The organism is Dietzia aerolata, assembly GCF_014144865.1.
In the GTDB taxonomy this organism is placed as follows: Bacteria; Actinomycetota; Actinomycetes; order Mycobacteriales; family Mycobacteriaceae; genus Dietzia; species Dietzia aerolata.
On the sequence record NZ_JAALDM010000074.1, the window covers coordinates 1 to 1,945 of the forward strand.

Consider the following 1,945-nt stretch of genomic DNA (forward strand, 5'->3'; position numbering starts at 1 on the left):
ACGCCGCCGCCTGAGCCGTCAGGCTCCCGCGGCCGCCCATCGCCGGCGCCTCGACCGCCAGGCCCCGCCGACCCAGGTCCGCCCGCCGCCTCTGCTCAACGAGAAAAGCCTTCCGCACACCCCTACTCGGGCGATGTGTGCGGAAGGCTCTTGACGATGAAGTTGGGGCCGGACTAGCGGGCGCGGCGGGCCAGGCGCTCGGTGTCCGAGATGATGACGCTCTTGCCCTCGAGGCGGAGCCAGCCGCGGTGCGCGAACTCGGCCAGCGCCTTGTTCACGGTCTCGCGCGAGGCGCCGACCAGCTGGGCGATCTCCTCCTGCGTGAGGTCGTGCGTCACGCGGATGTTGCCGCCCTCCTGGGTGCCGAAGCGCTGCGCCAGCTGGAGCAGGGCCTTGGCGACGCGGCCGGGCACGTCGGTGAAGATCAGGTCCGCGAGGTTGTTGTTGGTACGACGCAGACGACGCGCGAGCACGCGTAGCAGCTGATCGGAGATCTCGGGACGCTCGGCGATCCAGCGTTTGAGGGCCTGGCGGTCCATGGACTGCACGGTCACGTCGGTCACGCACACGGCGGACGAGGTTCGCGGACCCGGGTCGAAGATGGAGAGCTCGCCGAACATGTCCGACGGGCCGAGGATCGACAGCAGGTTCTCGCGACCATCCGGTGCCTTGCGGGAGAGCTTCACCTTGCCGGAGGTGACGATGTACAGGCTGTCGCCCTGCTCGCCCTCGCGGATGATCACGTCACCCTTCGAGTACTCCTCGCGGGTCAGGTCATCGCGCAGTGCGGAGACTGCCGAGGGTTCAACACCCTGGAAAATACCTGCCCGGGTGAGGACGTCATCGGCAGACTGGTCCGTGCGGCGATCGATCGTCACAGTCTGTGACCCTCCGTTCGGGCGCAGACATGCTTGTCAGCGCCATGGCGTGCGTGTGGCGAAAGCCACTGTAGTCGTTCAAGCGCCGTAGGTGTGATCAACGCGCGGTCCGGCCGTGGGAGTCAAGCCTCAATCTTCTCCGGCTCGGCCAGGATGGCGGACTCGAATCGGTCCATGAGGAGCGCGAAACCGGCCAGGAGGACCGGGACCAGTACGACGAGGATTCCCTGCATGTCGACGATTAAACACCCCCGGGAGTCACCTCCGCTGCAACGGTGCGCCGAATCACAGACGGAGCGTCTGCCCGCCGGGCGGCTGACTAACCGTAATGTGGACATATGCCCGACCCCTCGCCAGCTTCACCGAAGCGCCATGGAAGACGCAGAAAGGGGGCGGCCGCGAGGGGAGTGGAAACCGACCTCGGCCGCACCCGCCGCGCCCGCCGCATGCTCCGCACCCTGGAGACCGCGTTCCCGCACGTGTACTGCGAGCTCGACTTCACCGACCCGCTGGAGCTGAGCGTCGCGACGATCCTGTCCGCCCAGTGCACCGACAAGCGGGTCAACGAGGTCACGCCGGCGCTGTTCAAGCGCTACCGCACGGCCGCCGACTACGCGGGCTCGGACCGCGAGGAACTCGAATCCCTCATCCGCTCCACGGGCTTCTACCGCAACAAGGCGCGGAGCATCCAGGGCCTCGGAGCGGCCCTGGTGGAGAAGTACGACGGCGAGGTGCCGCCACGACTCGAGGACCTGGTCACTCTCCCGGGATTCGGCCGGAAGACCGCGAATGTGGTCCTGGGCAATGCGTTCGGGATCCCCGGCCTGCCGGTCGACACGCACTTCATCCGGCTGGTGAACCGCTGGAAGTGGACCGAGGCCACGGACGCGGTCCGCATCGAGCGGGAGGTGTCGCGGATGCTGCCCAAGGCCAGCTGGACCGACGCGAGCCACCGCATCATCTTCCACGGCCGCCGGGTCTGCCACGCGCGGACCGCCGCCTGCGGGGCGTGCGTGCTCGCCGATGACTGCCCGTCCGCCGGCGAGGCCGGCCCGCTCGATCCGGTG

At 68.4% G+C, this 1,945-nt stretch carries 2 protein-coding genes; one reads left to right on the forward strand and one right to left on the reverse strand.

From position 1 onward, the window contains the following. Positions 1 to 173 precede the first annotated feature (173 nt). Positions 174 to 878 (reverse strand): Crp/Fnr family transcriptional regulator, encoded by a 705-nt coding sequence (locus G6016_RS05520; RefSeq protein ID WP_338403530.1) that lies wholly within the window; start codon positions 876 to 878, stop codon positions 174 to 176. 446 nt (positions 879 to 1,324) lie between these two features. On the opposite strand from G6016_RS05520, the gene nth reads away from it, so the two are divergent. Beyond that, a partial coding sequence (gene nth, locus G6016_RS05525) for an endonuclease III (protein ID WP_187354349.1) occupies positions 1,325 to 1,945 on the forward strand: 621 nt, incomplete at its 3' end.